Genomic DNA, 17,524 nt, shown 5'->3' with positions numbered 1-17,524 from the left:
TTAACTTGATATAGTCTGAAAAGTACGGGAATATGTAATTGCCACTTGAAGGCTGTCCGAAAGGAGGAAAATATGGAACAATTAAATAGACAGTCTTCTTACTTTTCAGCTAATGAAAAGATTACAGCATTATACTGTAGGCTTTCAAGAGATGATGAACTTCAAGGCGAAAGTAACTCAATAAGAAATCAAAAGGACATATTAGAAAAATATGCTTTGGATATGGGATTTAAAAACCTAGAGTTCTTTGTAGATGATGGTTATTCAGGAACGAACTTTGATAGACCCTCTTGGAATAAACTAAATGCCTTAATTGAGGATGGAAAAGTTGAAAATATTATTGTAAAAGATATGAGTAGACTTGGCAGAGATTATCTAAAGGTTGGATTTTATACTGAAGTCTTATTTCCAGATAATGATATACGATTCATTGCCATAAATAATGGTGTGGACTCAAATAACCAAGTAGAAAACGACCTTACACCTTTTATTAATATCTTCAACGAGTTCTACGCTAAGGACACAAGCAAAAAGATCAGGGCTGTTTTTAAGGCTAAGGGTCAAAGTGGTAAACCACTGACAACTAATCCACCTTATGGTTATTTAAAGGATAAGGAAGACAAAAACAAGTGGATAGTCGATGAAGTTGCGGCAGAAACTGTAAAGCTGATTTTTAATCTTTGCATTAAGGGTTTTGGGCCAAGTCAAATTGCAAGTGAATTAAAGAGTAGAAAAATTCCAACACCTGCTGAGCATTTTAAGTCTATAGGACTCAATTTCCCTGTAGAAGTTCCTGAAATTAAAGGAAATTGGAATCCTGATACTGTTTCCAATATTCTTGATAGAGAAGAATACCTAGGAAAAGTCATAAATTTTAGAACAAAAAGAAAATCATACAAGACTAAGAAAAGTGTAGACAATCCAAAGTCTGAATGGGCAATATTTGATAATGTTCATGAGCCGATTATTGATGAAGAAACTTTTGATATTGTAAAAAGGATAAGAAAAACAAGACGAGTTCGTAACAGTTTAGGAGAAATGCCTGCCCTATCTGGTATGCTCTACTGTGCAGACTGTGGAGCAAAATTGTATCAAGTAAGAGGTAAAGGCTGGTCTCATGATAAAGAATACTTCGTCTGTGCATCCTATAGAAAGCAAAAAGGCAAATGTACTTCACACCAAATTAAGAACATTCAAGTAGAAGAAATTCTTCTTAGGGAAATTAGAAAAGTTACAGCCTTTGCAAAAGACCATGAGCAAGAATTTGTAGATTTAGTTTTGAAGAAGAAAACCAGTGAGTTAAATCAAGTATTAAGAAGTCAGAAAAAGGAACTTGAAGATTCTAAAGATAGAATTGCAAAACTTGACTCTATCGTTCAAAATCTCTATGAAGACAACTTGGAAGGTAAAATATCTGACCAAAGATTTGAAAAAATGGCTAAAGCTTATGATGAAGAAGAAATTTTACTTCAAAAAAGAATAGCTGAACTTGAAGAAACTATTACAAAATCGCAGGAGGAAGAACTTAATGTGGAATCATTCCTAAAACTTGTTAGAAAGTACACGGATATTAAAGAACTTGATCCAGAAATAATTAGAACTTTTGTAGATAAGATTTATGTAGAACAATCAGAAAAAGTTCCAGGTACAAATTTAAAGAAACAAACCATTTGGATATATTGGAATTTTATAGGGAAAATTGACATTTAAAAATCGGCACAAAGGTTAGTACCTTCATGCCGATTAAATTTTAAGGAAATAAATCCCTAATTAAGAGCCCCTTATCCCCCTTTTTTTATTGTAATTAGAATACCCCCAGTTAGACTGGGGGTTCCGTTTAGCTTCAGCGATGAAAAACTGATAAAAAAGACCCCCATGTTAAAATAAATTTGTGGTTTACCAAAACACAAAAATAACAGGAGGTCTTTAATGAATTTAAATCATACTCACAGTCTATCACATACAAAATGGAACTGTAAATATCACATAGTATTTGCCCCAAAATATAGGAGAAAAGAATTCTATGGAAGTAAAAAATTAGAAATAGGAGCAATATTAAGAGAATTATGCAGTTGGAAAGAAGTAAATATAATAGAAGCAGAAGTATGCCCTGACCATATACACATGCTATTAGAAATACCACCCAAAATATCAGTATCAAGTTTTATGGGATTTTTGAAAGGAAAGAGCAGCATAATGATATATGAAAAATGGGGAAACTTAAAATATAAATATAGAGGCAGACAATTTTGGTGCCGAGGATATTATGTAGATACCACAGGGAAGAACACCAAAGCAATACAAGAGTATATACAAAACCAGCTGAAAGAAGACGAATTAAGCGGCCAGATAACAATGGACAATATAGACCCCTTTAGGGGTTAGCAAGTAGAAATTGCAAGTGGTAAACCACAAGCTCCCTTGAGGCGCAGCAAGTAAAAAAGGCCCTTTGGGCCGCATAAGAAAAACCCCCGGCTACGCCGGGGGATGATTATTTTATGCATACTCATAATTTCGTCAAAAACGTCAAAAATTTTATCGTTTTATTACTTTTTATATACTTTTTTTACTTTTTTATTATAACCAAAGAATGGCTATTTTTACTTATTATTTGTTATTTGATGTCTATCTTCCATATGCTTTAGATATATGTTACAATTATTATTAATTTAAAGACTTATTTTGAAGTTTGAGTAATAAGAAAGAAATGGTAAAAAATGTTTTTAGAAGCTTTTGTCCTAGGATCGATAATAAGAATTTTTAGAAAAAAATCTTTTCATTCGCTGAATAGATTGCATTTTAAAGCTTGGCAATTATTTTTTTTATCCATAATTTTAAAATTTCTCATGGTCATATCTTTAAATTTTAGATTTCTAACAGTTGGTGAATTTTTTTTAAGAAATTATTTTTATATTGATATTTCAAGCATGATTTTTATGCTCGCATTTTTATTAATAAATTTTTTAAAATCCAAGTATTTTTTGATTCCACTTGGATTTTTTATGAATTTGCTTCCTGTGTTATTTAACGGATTTATGCCTGTTAATCAAAATGCAGCCATAAGGTCTTTGAATGAAAAAACCTTGCGCTATTTGGAGCTTGGTATTTCTATGAGTCATGGTTTTTCTGATAATCCTAAGATGTATTGGCTTTCAGATATAATAGGAATAAATTATTTTGGATATTTTGGCAAAGTTGTAAGTCTTGGAGATTTTGTTTCAGCTATAGGAATTATTATTTTTTTAGGCTTTTGGGAGTAGATATGCAATATATAGAAAATTTTTTTAACACAATAAGATTTAGGGATATAGTTGACATTGTCATAGTAGCTTATTTGGTTTACAATGGTTTGAAAATCATAAGGGGAACAAGGGCCCAACAGGTTGCGAAGGGCATAATAATCATCCTCATCCTTTCTTATCTGACAGACAAGTTTCAAATAAACACCGTATATTGGATTTTTAAATCTCTTTTTTCATACGGATTTATGATTATAATTGTTGTTTTCCAACCAGAACTAAGGAGGGCTCTTGAGTATATAGGCAGATCATCTAGCTTTGCATCCCAGGGCAGCAGCAGAGATGATACGCCTGAAACTGTCAAGGAGATTTCTTTGGCAGTTGCATCTTTGGCAAGACAAAAGATAGGGGCTCTTATAGTCTTGGAAAAAAGAACTGGTTTAAAAGAAATAATAGAGACGGGTACAAAAATAGACGGAAAAGTATCCTCGTCTTTGTTGATAAATATATTTATACCAAATACACCCTTGCACGATGGGGCTGCTATAATAAGAGATTCTAGAATTGTCGCAGCATCTTGTTTTTTGCCTTTGACAGACAATAACTCCTTGCCAAAAGATCTTGGCACTCGTCACAGGGCAGCTCTTGGCATAAGTGAGAAGAGTGACTGCTTGGCTATTGTTGTTTCGGAAGAAACTGGATCTATTTCAATAGCTGAAAATGGTGAAATTTCAAGATATTTAGACATAGAAAACTTTGAAAAAATTCTCTTGGATGCTTATAATAAAAATTTAAATGCAATAGGATCTTTTCTTGATAAGTGGAGGCTGACTAATGAAGGAACAAATGATGAAAAAACTCAGAAGTAAGCGCACAAGGCTTATAGTTTTCTCCTTTCTAATAGCAATACTCTTGTGGTCCTACGTTAGAAGAGAAAAAGACATTGAGATAACTAAGGTATTTAGAGGAGTGAGTGTAAGATATGTAGATGTATCGGAATTAAAAGTAAATGGACTTACTATTCTCTCACCAGAAACTGCTAGCGTTGACATAAAAGTTACAGGTAATCTTTCAAAAATGAACAACTTGACCAATGAGGATATAAGTGCAGTTTGCAATTTGAAGGGCTATTCATCTGGAGATTATAAAATAAAAGTTGATGCCAGAGTTTCGGAGCCAGGAGTTAGGATTACATCCGTCGAACCAAAATCTCTTAATTTTAAAATTGATGAGAGAGTTAGTCACGAGTTTGAAGTAAATGTAAAAACAGTCGGGGTACCAAGTCATGGCATGATATTAGACGATTTTTCGAATAGCCAAAAGGTATTAGTAGAAGGGCCCAAGACTTATGTAGACTCAATAGATAAATTGGTTGCAGTAGTAAACTTAGACGGCATTAGCGATTCCAAGCTTGTTTCAGCTAAAGTTTCAGCCTTTAATGAAAATGATGAAGAGGTTGAAAAAATTAATATAATACCAGAAAGAATAAATGTTGATATCCCACTTCTAAAGACTCAAACTCTACCAATTAAACTGAAAACTTATGGTAAACCAAATGTAGATGCTGTTGTAAAGTATTTAGCAGTCACACCTAATGCGGTAAGGGTAAAGGGAAATGCAACATTAATAGATAAAATTACAGAGATAGAAACCAAGGAGATAAATATAAATGACATTTTGAGCGATAAAGTTAAAACTGTTGAATTGAATCTCCCGCAAGGGGTAAGCCTCTTGGATGATGAATCTACCTTTGCAGTAAGCTATAAATTGGGAAGTCCAAATTCTATGACAGTAGATGTGCCTGTTGGCAATATAGAGTTTAAAAATGTTCCCAAGGGTTATCGAATTCAAACAATGGACAGCTTAAAATTTATTCAAGTTGAGGTTGAACCTATAAATTTAAAGGATCAATTGCAAGTGGATCCAAATTCTATAAAAATAACTTGTGACCTTGAAAAATCAAAAGTTCTCCGACAAAAATTGAAGTTTAAAATTGAAGTGCCGGAGAGATTTGTTTTTCTTTTTGCTACACCAGAAACAATAGAGATAGGACTTATAAAAAATTAAGGAGGAAATATGAAATTTGCAGGACAGGGGTTAACTTTCGATGACATTTTATTACTTCCAGCATCAAGCGAGGTGTTGCCAAATGAAGTATCTTTGAAAACTAAACTCACTAAAAACATCATCTTGAACGTTCCTTTGATGAGTGCTGGAATGGATACTGTCACTGAGCACAGAATGGCAATAGGAATGGCACGAGAAGGTGGCATTGGCATAATTCACAAAAACATGTCAATTGAAAAGCAGGCACAAGAAGTTGACATGGTAAAAAGATCGGAGCATGGAGTAATAACAGATCCCTTCTTCTTATCAAAAGAGCACACCATAGCAGATGCAGACGAACTAATGGGGAAATATAAAATATCAGGTGTGCCCATAGTCGATAAGCAAGGTCATCTAGAAGGCATTTTAACTAACAGAGACATAAGATTTGAAGATGATTTTTCAAAAAAAGTTTCAGAAGTGATGACAAAAGAAAATCTTATAACAGGCTCAGAAAATATCACAATGGAAGGGGCTTTGGATATTTTAAAAAAATATAAAATTGAAAAGCTTCCACTCGTAGATAAGGATAATAAGCTAAAGGGCCTCATAACAATAAAAGACATAGAGAAGTCCATAAGATATCCAAACTCCGCCAGAGACAAAAATGGTAGACTCCTTTGCGGAGCAGCTGTTGGGGTGACAGGAGATGTATTAGAAAGAACTAGAGCTCTTGTGGAAGCTCAAGTAGATGTTATAGTAATTGATACTGCTCATGGACAATCTAGGGGCGTTTTCAAGACTATAAAAATGATAAAAGATGAGTTTCCAAATTTGGAATTGATTGCAGGAAATGTGGCAACATATAAGGGGACAGAAGACCTAATATTAGCAGGAGTAGATGCTGTCAAGGTAGGTATAGGTCCAGGGTCTATATGTACAACTAGAGTTGTAACTGGTGTAGGTGTTCCTCAAGTTACAGCCATTGTTGAAGCTTGCAAGGCAGCCGCTAAATACAATATACCTATAATAGCGGATGGTGGTATTAAATATTCTGGAGATGTCACCAAGGCCATAGCTGCAGGCGGAGATGTTGTCATGATAGGTTCTCTTTTTGCAGGAACAGAAGAAAGCCCTGGCGAAGAGATCTTCGTAGAAGGTAGACGATTCAAATCTTATAGAGGAATGGGTTCTATAGGGGCTATGAATGCTGGATCTGGAGACAGATATTTCCAAAACGACACTAAAAAATATGTACCTGAAGGAGTAGAAGGAAGAGTTCCGTATAAGGGCAAAGTTTCAGATGTAATCTATCAATTGCTTGGTGGATTAAGAAGTGGTATGGGCTATGTAGGAGCAAAGGATATAGAAGCCCTAAAAGAAAACACCGAGTATATGCAAATAACACCAGCAACACTTCATGAAAACCACCCCCACAATATAACAATCACAAGAGAATCTCCAAACTATATAAGCAGATAGAAATGCTACCACCTTTTATCGGGTGGTAGTTTTTTATTTCATAAGTAGCTTTTTAACATTTTTCAAATATGATATAGTAAAACAAAGAATTGAGGTAATGGTGATAATATGACAAAAATATTATTGGTTGAAGATGAAGAACCTATAAGAAAATTTGTAAAATTAAATTTAGAAAGAGAAGGTTATGAAGTTTTTCAAGCTGGAAGCGGAGAAGAAGGACTTGAACTCGCATATAAAGAATTCCCAGATATTGTAGTTTTAGATGTTATGCTTCCAGGAATAGATGGATTTGAAGTCTGCAAAAGACTAAGAGAGAAATTCCCAAGTCTTGGAATAATAATGTTAACTGCAAAATCAGAAGATTATGACAAAATTTTGGGTTTGCAATATGGTACAGATGATTATATGTCCAAGCCATTTAATCCGACTGAATTGACACTTAGAATAAGGAGCTTGGAAAGAAGAATACTTGGTAGTGAAAGCACTACAGGTGCAATTATTATTCATCCGCCATTCAAATTGGATGCTTATTCTAGAAAGTTTTATAAAGATGACAAGGAAATAGATCTCACCCCAACAGAATATTTAATAATTAAAAATTTTATGGAAAATTCCGGAAAGGCCCTTAGTAGGGACGAAATCTTAAATCTTGTGTGGGGCAATGAATTTGTCGGCGATACAAAAATCGTGGATGTCAACATAAGAAGATTGAGATCAAAAATCGAAAAGTCTGCTGCAAAACCCGAATACATCGAAACAGTTTGGGGCTTAGGTTATAGGTGGAATGGTAAAAATTCGTGAAAAAGACAATTTCTAAAAGTTTAATTTGGAATTTTTTTATGATTATATTTTTCACGGTTACTATTATAGATTTTGCCTTGATATGGGGTGTTAGGAACTATTACTATAAAAACATTCAAAACACCCTGGATTTAAGAATTGAAAATTCCCTAAACTTATACGAAAAATATTATAGCGATAGAAATTTAAATGATTTTTTGTATTTGGATACCGATGCCCTTTGGTCTAGCAAGGATATGCAGATTCAAATAATTGATACAAAAAATGAAGTGGTCTATGATAGCCTTGGCACATCGCAAGGGCTTGTCTTGCAAGATAATGAAATCTTATCTAAGCCGGGGCAAATTAACATCATAAAAGATCAAAATTTATTCGGAAATGATGGATCTATCCACTCAACTAGAGAAATCAGAAATAATAAAAATGAAATCATAGGTTATTTGAGATTTATATCCTCTCTAAGATCGGCAAAAATGTCTACTATGAGAGTTATGATTTCTGTTGTAGGACTTTCTGTCGGAGTGCTTATAGTGTCTTTGAGTTTCATAGTTGTTTTTTCAAGGTCACTTACAAAACCTCTGTATGAACTTACTAAGGCGGCCAAAAAGTTTTCAAACGGACAATACCAGGACAGAATAAAAATAAAATCTTATCAGGAAATAGACCAGCTTACCAATACAATGAATCTGATGGCTGAAGAGATATTAAAAAAAGAACAGATAAAGAATGATTTTATATCTTCAATATCTCACGAACTCAGAACACCGCTTACATCTATAAAAGGCTGGGCTGTCGTTTTGAAAGACCTAAAACCAGAAGAAGCAGATTATTTGAGAGATGGTCTTGAAATAATTGAGAGTGAGAGCGATAGACTCGGCAAAATGGTAGAGAATCTTTTGGATTTCTCAAGATTTATATCTGGAAGAATTAGTCTAGAAAAGGCAACTTTTAATATTGCGGCAACCTGCAAAGAAGTAATAAAGCAACTCATGCCAAAATTAAATAACAACAAGATAGTCTTGATTGATGAAAGCTATGATGATGTATGCTTGACGCTTGGTGATGAAAATAGAATAAAGCAAGTTTTGATAAATGTAATGGACAATGCTATAAAATTTACGGAAGAAAGTGGATGGGTAAAGGTTAGTTCTTTCCCAGATGACAAATTTTTTAGGATTTTAATATCAGATAATGGCAGGGGTATTTCTAAAGAAGAAATAGCTCATGTAAAAGAAAAATTTTACAAGGGAAAGCATTCGAAATCACATTCTGGCATAGGTCTTTCTGTTTCTGATGAGATAGTAAAACTTCATGGAGGGAAATTGGAAATTTTTTCGGAAAAAAATATGGGAACTACGGTAAGTATTATGATACCTATAGTTGAGGAATGAGTATGAAAAAATTTATAAAGATTTTATTTATTTGCTTTTTAACTTTTATGCTAGCATCTTGCTCTATAGTTGACATGGACAAGGTGAACGTTGAGCAGCCAAATTCAGAGAAGTTTATCATAAGAGGCAAGTGGGCTGTCACTAAATGTATTTTTTCAGGTGACAGCTTTGTAGATAATTTTCAATTCAAAGAGCTAATAGGAAAAGAAGTCGGATTCACAAACACCCAAGCTGTAATATTAAATCAATATATAGATGGACCTGTATATAGGTCAAGAAATCTTGACACCAGATCTTTTTTGTTTAGGCAATATAACATAGAGAAAGAAAAACTGGGAATAAACGAGGATCGTATTGACGTTGTTGATATATATAAAAATGATGAAATTTTTTATGAAATTTTGAGAATAACCGATAAAGAAGCTTTGCTTTATTTTAGAGGATTCTTTCTTCAAATAAATAAAATTGACGACAAGATAAGTGATGAAGAAATGAAAGATTTGATAAAAAAGACCAAAGATTTTGATGACATGGATTTGGACTTAAAGACTAGCGATGACAATGCTCTTTTACTTGGCATAAGAAGACCATCCAATACATCAATCGAGGGATATGAATATAGCTCATACTTTATAAACCTCTCAAAAGACAAAAATATAGAAGTTAGAGAACTAAAAGACTTAATTGTGCCTAAGAGATCTGAGTTTTTCAAAGTAAAAGTTGAAAGACGATTCAATGAAGACATTTATGATGAGATAAGAATTGAGCCTTTAAAGGGAAATCCTGTATTTTCATCTTATGTAAATGATCAAAAATATTTTAAGAGGATAGACTATATTTCGCCAGATTATATAAGTCTTGAGATGACAAATGTAAGAAGCAATTTTAAAATTTTAAGACTTAAAATGATTGAAAATATATCATCCCCCTTGTCCTTGAAGCTAAGAGATTTTATAGAAAATGGCGACAATGTTTATAAAGACTCAGCCACTGGTATTATACAAAAATCTCCATCAAATCAAATTGATACTTCTAATCTTGGAATTTATAGAAGAGAGGGATATTGGAAACTTAGAGGAAGAATAAATGACTTTAATAGTAGTCTCTACGAAGATTTTGATATAATGACAATTTTGCCAAAGGACATGGCAAAGCTTGATTCGCTCGCACTTCCTTTTAATACAATAAAAAAAGAACTAAATTATGTAAAAGATGCGTTCACATCGCCGAACCATAGGTATCTTATTTGTATTCAAGAGGGCAATCTGAAGATTTATGAAATAAATTATGGTAAAATAGATAGCGAAGTTTTAGTAGAAAAATTTATAGGACTGGATTCCGATGTAATAATGGCTGAATGGGCAGTCGGATCGTATGCCGGTCTATGGGATATAAGGCTTAAGGAGGACTAAATGTCTAAAGTTTTAGAAATGTTTAAGGGTCATACAACTTACATGATGATAGGAGTGTATGTAATAGTTGCTGCTCTTATAATCACATTTGCAATAAATATAATTTCAGGAAAGCTTAGATTCACTAAATACTTACCTGGACTAATTTTAATATTCATAGGAGTTTTTACACTTTTTACTGTTATAAATGCTCTGTTCGATCAAGAGAGCATACCACAGCTTGTAGTAGCGGTAATAGGCATTAGTTCAGGTTTGGTATCACTTTTATTTGCGATGATTCTTGGTATATTGACAAATTAACCTATGAGAGATTTTTTTTGAGAGGGGCTTAGCTTTTTTATAGCAGCCTCTCTTTTTAGTGCCTCTGATTTTGTGTCAAACTCCTCATAATAAACCAACTCAACAGGTCGTCTAGCTCTTGTGTACTTGGCTCCTTTGCCAGAATTATGACTTGCTAATCGTTTTTCTAGATTAACTGTATAGCCAGTGTAGAGGCTGCCGTCATTGCATTTTAAAATATAGGTAAAATATTTTTTCAAGATATAACCTCCTCCAAGGCAAGTTTTATAAGAGATGAATCATATCCTTTTTGCTGCAAGTAGGACCAGAGCTTTTTTTTAACATCTCCACTTTTTATAAGATTTAATTTTTTCTTAGCCACTTCAATAACATTTTGCTCATATATTTCCTTATCAATTGAGTAGATAGATTTTCTTGCATCTTCTTTGGAAAGCCCCTTTTCCAAAAGCTTATAATAAATTTTAAGGGGACCATCTTTTGAAAGATTGACTCTATCTTTTGCATAAGATTTTCCATACTCGAGATCATTCAAATAGGAATTTTTATTTAGATAATAAATGACATCTTCAATCGTAAATTCGTCTACCATATCCTCTTTAAGCTTCATTCTAACCTGATTAGCAGTTCTAGGATAAGCTAATATTTTATAGGCCTTATTTAAAGCTCTTATAAAATTGTCATAAGCTTTAATTTCATCAAGATCTTCTTCTGAAAGTTCCTTGCCCTTATAAATATTAAACTCCGTCAGACTTTCTTCCTTCAAAGTCAGAACATAAAGCCCCACAATCAGACTGTATTCACTTGTTTTATCTGAATAAATAATTTTTTCAACTATCATAAAAGTAGTATACCATATCTAATATGCTATATTTAATAATTGTTTTGTGGTAAAATATCATGGATTGAGGTGGCGAATGTTTGATATAATATCACAAATTTTAAAATATTTTTTTATAATCATAATATATCTTTTTATATTTAATATCATCAAATTAATATATATGGATATAAAGTCGATGAATAAAAAAGGTATTTCTTCAGATTCAGCTTATTTGAAAGTTGTGAATAGACTGGATACATTAAATTTCAAAATGGATGATTACTATATTTTAAAAGGCGATGTGACAATTGGTAGATCATCTAAAAATACCATAGTAATCAAGGACAAGTTTGTTTCGTCGACGCATTTGATAATTCATGAAGACAAGGGAGCCTATTTTATAGAAGATTTGGACTCTGCTAATGGGACTTATCTTAATGGTCAGGCTATACATGATATAATTGAACTCAAAAATGGAGACACCATAGGAGTTGGGTTCATTCAATTTATATTTGTTGAAAAGAGGCGATAGTATGCTTTCAAATGTAAGGGGAGCGATTAAGCCCATGAATTTGTTGCTTATCTTTGACCTTTTATGTGTCTTGATGTTTTTCTTTTTAAATGAAATGCATATAGATAAGTATCTAATAATTTTATTTCTCGGTTTAATTTTAATAATCTACTTTTCCAATTATATTCTTGGAAAAATATCAACAGGTGACAATTACATATTTTTAATAATATCAATGCTTTTGTCTATTGGAATTATAACCATAATGAGAATAAACTTAAGCCTTGGTATAAAACAACTAATCTGGGCCTTGGTAGGTATAATGTTTTTTTACTTATCTTATTTTTGTGTAAAATATTTAAAAAAATTGGATAAGTATACTTTTATGTACTATGCCGGGATTGTTTTTTTGCTCCTTTTAGTTTTTGCCTTGGGCCAAAGGGACAAGGGAGCCATAAACTGGATAAAGTACAAGGGGATGTCCGTCCAACCATCTGAATTTTGTAAAATTTTATTCATATTTTTTCTAGCATCTTTTTATGCAAATTTTGCGAAAAAATCAAAAAACAAAAATCTCCCTTATATTTTAATGGGACTTGTCTATTTTATTATAGGCATCTTGGGAGTGCAGACAGACCTTGGTGGAGCTGCTATTTTTGTTGCAATGTTTTTAGGGACTCAATTTGTATATGAAAACAATAGAAAAGTTATATTTTTGAATCTAATTTTGATTATGTTAGGTCTTTTAGTTGGTTATAAGATTTTCTCTCACGTCAAAATTCGTGTGGCTATTTGGTTAGATCCATGGAAAGAATCGTATGGGGATGGAAGACAGATAGTACAATCGCTTATAGCAATAGCTGAAGGGAAGTTCTTTGGAGTAGGAATTGGAAGGGGATATCCTAATTTGGTCACTTATTCATATAGTGATTTCATATTTCCGGCGATTTGCGAAGAAATGGGCATATTCACAGGCATAGGAATAATTATGCTTTTTATACTACTCGTTTATAGAGCTATAAAGATAACCCTAAAACAAGATTATCTATTTTATAGAATTTTGGCTTTGACAGTAACTATTCTTTTCGGAATTCAGTGCTTTATAAATATAGGTGGAGTAATAAAACTAATACCTATGACAGGTATAACTCTTCCATTTGTTTCGTATGGAGGATCTTCTATGCTGTCAAGCTTCATAGCCCTTGGAATTTTGCAAGTAACTAGCGAGGACTTAAAGAATAAATTAGAAAGAGGAGAATAAATTGAATCAAAAAGACAGATCAAGAATATTATTGGTTTTCATAGGATTATTAATTCTTTTACTTTCTCTTGTTGTTTACTTGTCTTATATAGTGACATTCAAATCAGACGCCATAGCAAAAAGACCAGAGAACAGACGAAGAACCATTGTAAAATCTAATATAAAAAGAGGAAGTATTCTTGATAGAGATAATAATATCTTGGCATATTCAGAAGCACAAGGCAGCGAATTTAAAAGAATTTATAATGAACCGACTGCCTATTCTCATATAATTGGATATTCGAGTGTTAAACATGGAGATTATCTTTTAGAAAAATCTTACAGAGACTATCTACTTGGTGAAGAAGAAGTACCCATAAAGGAAATGCTGCCCAACTTGTTAGATTCTATTTTTAGCAAGAAAGAAAAGGAAGGCGGAAATTTAATCCTAACAACCAACACAAGTCTTCAGAAATACGCTCATGCAATTTTATCCGACACCCATGAAAAAGGGGCGATAGTAGCAATGGATCCAAAAACGGGTGAAGTTTTAGCCATGGCGAGTCTACCAGAGTACAATTCGTCAAATATAGATAGAGATTTAAGCGTGATAACAGAGCAAAATCAAGGAGCCTTATTAAATAGAGCAACGTCTGGACTCTATTCTCCAGGATCAATATACAAAATTATAACTTCGGCAGCCCTTTTGGAAAATCCAGGCATTTCACAAAATTACGACGACACTGGGGAACAGGAAATTGACGGGCGTAAATTTAAAAATGCTTTGAATTTAAAATATGGAAAAATAAATTTGAAATCAGCTTTTGTAAACTCTGTAAATACTTATTTCGTTCAAAAGACTGTTGAAATCGGTCAAGATTCTTTTGGAAATGTAAGCGACAGATTTTGGATAAATCAGGATACAAACTTTGATTTACCTCTTAAAAAATCTGCTTTTGATCACAGTAAAAAACTTCCTGCTACAACTCTTGCGGCATCTGGAATAGGTCAAGGAAATGTCCTAGTAACACCATTAGAGATGACGATGGTGGCATCTACCATAGCGAACGAGGGTAAAATGATGAAACCATATTTAGTCCAAAAGGTTGTTAAAAGTGATGGAAACATAGTCCACGAACAAAACCCAGAAGTTCTAAGTCAAGCGATAGATGCAAATATAGCAAATCAAATAAAAGAATACATGATAGGCGTAGTAAGAGAGGGAACTGGTAAAAATGCACGAGTTAGAGGTATTCAAGTTGCAGGAAAGACGGGTACAGCCGAAACCTCAACAGGACTTAACAATGCTTGGTTCGTTGGATTTGCTCCAGCAAATGAACCGAAGATCGCTGTATGTGTGCTTTTAGAAGGAGTGGATAAGCACGGAGGAGAAGCAGCGGCTCCTCTAGCTAGGGATCTAATAAATTATGCCCTCAAGGAGCTAAAGATATAATGTATAATGGAAGGTATGTAACGGCTATAATAGCAGCTGCTGGAATGGGAAAGAGGATGAAGACTTCAATAGGTAAACAGTTTTTGAGTCTTGGTGATAGAACTATCTTAGCTCATTCAATTGATAAGATTCAGACGTGTGAATATATAGACTATATAATAATAGTTATAAAAAAATCTGACATGCAATATATGGAAGAAATACTACATTCATATGAAATACGTAAGCCCTATAAGCTTGTATACGGGGGAAAGGAAAGACAAGATTCAGTTTATGAGGCTTTAAAACAAATGCCTTGTGAGACTGATATAGTTGTAAGTCATGATGGAGTGAGACCATTTGTTTCCGTAAAAAACATAAAAAAAGCAATAGAGAGTGTAGACAAAAGTGGCGCAAGTGTTTTGGCAAACCCAGTTATAGATACCATAAAAGTTTCCATGTCTGGAGAATTTGCAGATTATACTCCAGATAGATCTAAGTTATGGGCAGTTCAAACACCGCAAGTCTTTTTAAAGGACGTACTTTTGAAAGCTTATAAACAGGCTTATGAAGAGAATTATTATGGGACAGATGACTGCTCTCTAGTTGAAAAAACGGGTAAAAGGATTTATCTTATTCATAGTGATTATTTTAATATAAAAATAACCACACCAGAAGACTTGACAATAGCTGAAGCGATTATGAAATCACAGGAGGAAAGTGATGAGAATAGGTTGTGGCTTTGATGTTCATGAACTTGTAGAAGGAAGAAAACTTGTTTTAGGTGGTTTGGAAATTCCTTTTGAGAAGGGCTTGCTGGGTCATTCTGATGCAGATGTTTTGATCCATGCGATAATGGATGCAATACTTGGTGCTCTTTGCAAGGGGGATATAGGTCTTATCTTTCCTGATACAAGTGATGAATTTAAAGATATTGATAGCAAGATTTTATTAGAAAGAGTTTTTGAACTTATGAAAAAAGATTCTTATAAAATCGGGAATTTGGATTGTATAGTCATGGCTCAAAGACCTAAATTAAGACCTTATATCGACACAATGAGGAGTATAGTTGCAAATATTTTAGATACAGATGTTGAAAAAATTTCTATAAAGGCAACCACTACCGAAAAGCTTGGATTTGTTGGAAGAGAAGAAGGTATTGCAGCCCAAGCTGTGGTAATTTTAGAGGAGGAAAAGAAATGAAAATTTTTATAGATACTGCGAACATAGATGAAATAAGTGAGATAGCTAAGTGGGGTATTTTAGAAGGCGTAACTACTAATCCATCTTTAATAGCAAAGGAAGGAAGAGACTTTAAAGAAGTTGTAAAAGAAATATGCGAAATTGTAGACGGACCCATATCAGCAGAAGTTATTTCTACAAAATGGGAAGACATGGTAAAAGAAGCGAAAGAACTTGCAAAGATTCATAAAAACATTATTATAAAAGTGCCAATGACAGAGGAAGGACTTATAGCAGTAAAGGAATTAAAGAAAAATGGCATCAAGACAAATGTAACTTTGATTTTTTCGGTTGGTCAAGCACTTCTTGCTGCAAAAGCAGGAGCTTCATATGTAAGCCCATTTCTTGGAAGATTGGATGATATAGGAGTCGATTCTGAACATTTTCTAAAAAATGTTGTAGAAGTTTTTTCGGAATTAGATGAAGAATGTGAAATAATCGCTGCAAGCATTAGAAATATGGAACATGTAACAAAATGCGCAAGAATTGGAGCTGATATTGCGACAGTTCCATATAAAGTATTAAAGGATATGACCAAGCATCCTTTAACAGATGCTGGAATAGCTAGATTTTTAAAAGATTGGGAAGGAGTAAAATGATGGATCGTAATTTAGCACTTAATTTGGCTAGGGTTTGTGAAGCGGCTGCAATTTCATCAAGCAGATTTTTAGGCAAGGGCGACAAAAATGGAGCTGATGGAGCTGCTGTAGATGCAATGAGAAGAATGTTTGATACTGTTGAAATAGACGGTGTTGTAGTGATTGGGGAAGGCGAAATTGACGAAGCTCCCATGCTCTACATAGGTGAACACATAGGCAAAAATTCGAATGAAGAATATGACAAGGTGGATATCGCTGTGGACCCCTTAGATGGAACTACTTCAATTGCAAATGGAATGGCTAATGCAATTTCTGTAGTAGCTGTTGCACCGAGGGGATGTCTATTAAATGCGCCTGATATTTATATGGACAAGATAGCATGTGGTCCAAAAGCAAAGGGTCAAATAAATCTCGAAGATTCTCCAACTGAAAATCTAAAAAGAGTTGCCAAAGCTTTGGATAAGGACATAGAAGACATTACAGTAGCTATGCTTGATAGACCAAGACATCAGCCAATAATTGACGAAATCAGAAAAGCCGGCGCAAAAATAAAATTAGTATCTGATGGAGACATTTTGACTGCTATTGAAACTTGCTTTGAAGACACTGGAGTGGATCTCATAATAGGTCGAGGAGGAGCACCAGAAGGTGTTATAGCTGCAGCTGCCCTCAAATGTTTAGGTGGAGATTTTCAAGGAAGACTTCATCCAACAGATGAAGCTCAAATGCAAAGATGTAAAGATTTTCATTCGGATTTGGAAAAAATTTATACAATTGATGATTTGGTAAAGGGAGATGACGTTGTTTTTGCCGCTACTGGAATTACTACAGGAGATCTTCTAAGAGGAATAAAATTTTATGGTAAAGACACGGCCAAAACACAAACTTTAGTGCTTAGAAAACCATCTGGAACTATTAGATTTATAGACTCAATTCATAAGCTAAACACTAAGCCTAGCTATGCGAAATAGGTGAAATTTGTGAAAAACAACTCTGATGTTTTGGCTGA

The 17,524-nt window shown here is 33.6% G+C and carries 19 protein-coding genes; 17 read left to right on the top strand and 2 right to left on the bottom strand.

The annotated features are described in order from the left end of the window. Positions 1–72 precede the first annotated feature (72 nt). From LV469_02510 to LV469_02465, 10 genes are all read left to right on the top strand, one after another. Positions 73–1,710, top strand: a complete 1,638-nt coding sequence (locus tag LV469_02510) for a recombinase family protein (protein UHR03178.1) — start codon at positions 73–75, stop codon at positions 1,708–1,710. A 219-nt stretch (positions 1,711–1,929) separates the two neighbouring features. Continuing rightward, complete coding sequence (gene tnpA, locus LV469_02505; protein ID UHR03177.1) at positions 1,930–2,385, top strand: IS200/IS605 family transposase; 456 nt, start codon at positions 1,930–1,932, stop codon at positions 2,383–2,385. A gap of 461 nt (positions 2,386–2,846) precedes the next feature. Beyond that, positions 2,847–3,260, top strand: coding sequence for a DUF5317 domain-containing protein (locus tag LV469_02500; protein ID UHR03579.1), 414 nt, complete (start codon positions 2,847–2,849; stop codon positions 3,258–3,260). Positions 3,261–3,262: 2 nt separating this feature from the next. Next, positions 3,263–4,108 carry a diadenylate cyclase CdaA gene (cdaA, locus tag LV469_02495; protein UHR03176.1) on the top strand — a complete coding sequence of 282 codons (846 nt, stop codon included), beginning with the start codon at positions 3,263–3,265 and terminating at the stop codon, positions 4,106–4,108. Continuing rightward, complete coding sequence (locus LV469_02490) at positions 4,074–5,306, top strand: hypothetical protein (GenBank protein UHR03175.1); 1,233 nt, start codon at positions 4,074–4,076, stop codon at positions 5,304–5,306. The genes cdaA and LV469_02490 overlap by 35 nt, the downstream gene beginning before the upstream one ends. 9 nt (positions 5,307–5,315) lie before the next feature. Next, positions 5,316–6,767, top strand: a complete 1,452-nt coding sequence (gene guaB / locus LV469_02485; protein UHR03174.1) for an IMP dehydrogenase — start codon at positions 5,316–5,318, stop codon at positions 6,765–6,767. Positions 6,768–6,875: 108 nt separating this feature from the next. Continuing rightward, complete coding sequence (locus LV469_02480; protein ID UHR03173.1) at positions 6,876–7,568, top strand: response regulator transcription factor; 693 nt, start codon at positions 6,876–6,878, stop codon at positions 7,566–7,568. A gap of 38 nt (positions 7,569–7,606) precedes the next feature. Continuing rightward, a complete protein-coding gene (locus LV469_02475; protein UHR03172.1) occupies positions 7,607–8,959 on the top strand; it encodes a HAMP domain-containing histidine kinase in 1,353 nt (450 codons plus the stop codon). Positions 8,960–8,961: 2 nt separating this feature from the next. Next, on the top strand, positions 8,962–10,371 hold the full coding sequence (locus LV469_02470) for a hypothetical protein (protein ID UHR03171.1): 1,410 nt from the start codon (positions 8,962–8,964) through the stop codon (positions 10,369–10,371). Continuing rightward, positions 10,372–10,671, top strand: a complete 300-nt coding sequence (locus LV469_02465; GenBank protein UHR03170.1) for a cytochrome C biosynthesis protein — start codon at positions 10,372–10,374, stop codon at positions 10,669–10,671. It abuts the gene before it with no gap. Here the strand turns inward: LV469_02465 and LV469_02460 are convergent. Further along, complete coding sequence (locus LV469_02460) at positions 10,668–10,910, bottom strand: GIY-YIG nuclease family protein (GenBank protein UHR03169.1); 243 nt, start codon at positions 10,908–10,910, stop codon at positions 10,668–10,670. The genes LV469_02465 and LV469_02460 overlap by 4 nt on opposite strands. Then, the gene (locus tag LV469_02455) at positions 10,907–11,509 is read right to left on the bottom strand and encodes a RecX family transcriptional regulator (protein ID UHR03168.1); all 603 of its coding nucleotides are present in this window, start codon (positions 11,507–11,509) and stop codon (positions 10,907–10,909) included. The genes LV469_02460 and LV469_02455 overlap by 4 nt, the downstream gene beginning before the upstream one ends. Positions 11,510–11,585: 76 nt before the next feature. On the opposite strand from LV469_02455, the gene LV469_02450 reads away from it, so the two are divergent. From LV469_02450 to glpX, 7 genes are read left to right on the top strand one after another with little or no spacing between them, the layout of a single operon-like run. Continuing rightward, on the top strand, positions 11,586–12,023 hold the full coding sequence (locus LV469_02450; protein UHR03167.1) for an FHA domain-containing protein: 438 nt from the start codon (positions 11,586–11,588) through the stop codon (positions 12,021–12,023). A gap of 1 nt (position 12,024) precedes the next feature. Beyond that, the gene (locus tag LV469_02445; GenBank protein UHR03166.1) at positions 12,025–13,263 is read left to right on the top strand and encodes an FtsW/RodA/SpoVE family cell cycle protein; all 1,239 of its coding nucleotides are present in this window, start codon (positions 12,025–12,027) and stop codon (positions 13,261–13,263) included. Position 13,264: 1 nt separating this feature from the next. Further along, positions 13,265–14,695 (top strand): penicillin-binding protein 2, encoded by a 1,431-nt coding sequence (locus tag LV469_02440; protein UHR03165.1) that lies wholly within the window; start codon positions 13,265–13,267, stop codon positions 14,693–14,695. Beyond that, positions 14,695–15,420 (top strand): 2-C-methyl-D-erythritol 4-phosphate cytidylyltransferase, encoded by a 726-nt coding sequence (ispD, locus tag LV469_02435; protein ID UHR03164.1) that lies wholly within the window; start codon positions 14,695–14,697, stop codon positions 15,418–15,420. The genes LV469_02440 and ispD overlap by 1 nt, the downstream gene beginning before the upstream one ends. Beyond that, on the top strand, positions 15,395–15,877 hold the full coding sequence (gene ispF / locus LV469_02430; GenBank protein ID UHR03163.1) for a 2-C-methyl-D-erythritol 2,4-cyclodiphosphate synthase: 483 nt from the start codon (positions 15,395–15,397) through the stop codon (positions 15,875–15,877). Before ispD ends, ispF begins: the two co-directional genes overlap by 26 nt. Further along, the gene (fsa, locus tag LV469_02425; GenBank protein ID UHR03162.1) at positions 15,874–16,515 is read left to right on the top strand and encodes a fructose-6-phosphate aldolase; all 642 of its coding nucleotides are present in this window, start codon (positions 15,874–15,876) and stop codon (positions 16,513–16,515) included. The genes ispF and fsa overlap by 4 nt, the downstream gene beginning before the upstream one ends. Continuing rightward, the gene (gene glpX, locus LV469_02420) at positions 16,515–17,486 is read left to right on the top strand and encodes a class II fructose-bisphosphatase (protein ID UHR03161.1); all 972 of its coding nucleotides are present in this window, start codon (positions 16,515–16,517) and stop codon (positions 17,484–17,486) included. The genes fsa and glpX overlap by 1 nt, the downstream gene beginning before the upstream one ends. Positions 17,487–17,524 lie beyond the last annotated feature (38 nt).

The sequence above is a fragment of the Peptoniphilus sp. GNH genome (assembly GCA_021307325.1).
In the GTDB taxonomy this organism is placed as follows: Bacteria; Bacillota; Clostridia; order Tissierellales; family Peptoniphilaceae; genus KA00134.
Note: the sequence above shows the minus strand (reverse complement) of the source record. Positions and strands in the feature narration are given on the sequence as shown.

Bases quoted from the DNA above. Each gene is read 5' to 3' on its own strand.
- LV469_02510 (UHR03178.1), top strand. From the start codon at position 73: ATGGAACAATTAAATAGACAGTCTTCTTACTTTTCAGCTAATGAAAAG.
- tnpA (UHR03177.1), top strand. From the start codon at position 1,930: ATGAATTTAAATCATACTCACAGTCTATCACATACAAAATGGAACTGT.
- LV469_02500 (UHR03579.1), top strand. From the start codon at position 2,847: ATGGTCATATCTTTAAATTTTAGATTTCTAACAGTTGGTGAATTTTTT.
- cdaA (UHR03176.1), top strand. From the start codon at position 3,263: ATGCAATATATAGAAAATTTTTTTAACACAATAAGATTTAGGGATATA.
- LV469_02490 (UHR03175.1), top strand. From the start codon at position 4,074: ATGAAGGAACAAATGATGAAAAAACTCAGAAGTAAGCGCACAAGGCTT.
- guaB (UHR03174.1), top strand. From the start codon at position 5,316: ATGAAATTTGCAGGACAGGGGTTAACTTTCGATGACATTTTATTACTT.
- LV469_02480 (UHR03173.1), top strand. From the start codon at position 6,876: ATGACAAAAATATTATTGGTTGAAGATGAAGAACCTATAAGAAAATTT.
- LV469_02475 (UHR03172.1), top strand. From the start codon at position 7,607: ATGATTATATTTTTCACGGTTACTATTATAGATTTTGCCTTGATATGG.
- LV469_02470 (UHR03171.1), top strand. From the start codon at position 8,962: ATGAAAAAATTTATAAAGATTTTATTTATTTGCTTTTTAACTTTTATG.
- LV469_02465 (UHR03170.1), top strand. From the start codon at position 10,372: ATGTCTAAAGTTTTAGAAATGTTTAAGGGTCATACAACTTACATGATG.
- LV469_02455 (UHR03168.1), bottom strand. From the start codon at position 11,509: ATGATAGTTGAAAAAATTATTTATTCAGATAAAACAAGTGAATACAGT.
- LV469_02450 (UHR03167.1), top strand. From the start codon at position 11,586: ATGTTTGATATAATATCACAAATTTTAAAATATTTTTTTATAATCATA.
- LV469_02445 (UHR03166.1), top strand. From the start codon at position 12,025: ATGCTTTCAAATGTAAGGGGAGCGATTAAGCCCATGAATTTGTTGCTT.
- ispD (UHR03164.1), top strand. From the start codon at position 14,695: ATGTATAATGGAAGGTATGTAACGGCTATAATAGCAGCTGCTGGAATG.
- fsa (UHR03162.1), top strand. From the start codon at position 15,874: ATGAAAATTTTTATAGATACTGCGAACATAGATGAAATAAGTGAGATA.
- glpX (UHR03161.1), top strand. From the start codon at position 16,515: ATGGATCGTAATTTAGCACTTAATTTGGCTAGGGTTTGTGAAGCGGCT.